This window comes from Streptococcus sp. 1055, from assembly GCF_013276815.1.
Taxonomy (GTDB): domain Bacteria; phylum Bacillota; class Bacilli; order Lactobacillales; family Streptococcaceae; genus Streptococcus; species Streptococcus pseudopneumoniae.
Window position 1 is genome coordinate 1 of the sequence record NZ_VMLT01000144.1, and the last position, 739, is coordinate 739.

General features: G+C 43.0%; 1 pseudogene. It reads left to right on the forward strand.

Annotated elements, in window-relative coordinates:
* Nucleotides 1-739, forward strand: a pseudogene (locus tag HT699_RS10760) (YSIRK signal domain/LPXTG anchor domain surface protein); the annotation flags it as partial.

Consider the following 739-nt stretch of genomic DNA (forward strand, 5'->3'; position numbering starts at 1 on the left):
TGAAGATGGCCCAATCACTGTTGAAATCGGTCAAGATGGTAAAGGTAAAGTACCAAATGACAAACTTCCTAAGACAGATGTCCCAGGTACAGGTAAGATTACAGAACCAGGTAAAGCAGCTGTGGAAGTTCCTAATGTAACAACACCAGCTAAGGTAACACCAGAAACACCAGAAACTGAAAAACCAGTTGAGATTGAAATTACTCCACAACCAAATGGAGATGCGATTGTAACGCCTAAGAAACCAGATGGAACAACTTACCCATCAGGAACTACGGTAGAAATCCCAGGTGAAGATGGAAACACAATTACTGTTGAAATCGGTCAAGACGGTTCAGGTAAAGTACCAAATGACAAACTTCCTAAGAAAGCTGTCCCAGGTACAGGAAGAGTAACAGAACCGAACAAGAAACCATCACAACCAGTGAATGTAACAACGCCAGCTCGTAAGACACCAACAATAGAGTTGAAACCAGATCCTAAGACAGGTGACGTTACAGTAACACCGCAGAGACCAGGAGGAGGAACATATCCACCAGGAACTATGGTAGAAATCCCAGGTGAAGATGGCCCAATCACTGTTGAAATCGGTCAAGATGGTAAAGGTAAAGTACCAAATGACAAACTTCCTAAGACAGATGTCCCAGGTACAGGTAAGATTACAGAACCAGGTAAAGCAGCTGTGGAAGTTCCTAATGTAACAACACCAGCTAAGGTAACACCAGAAACACCAGAAACT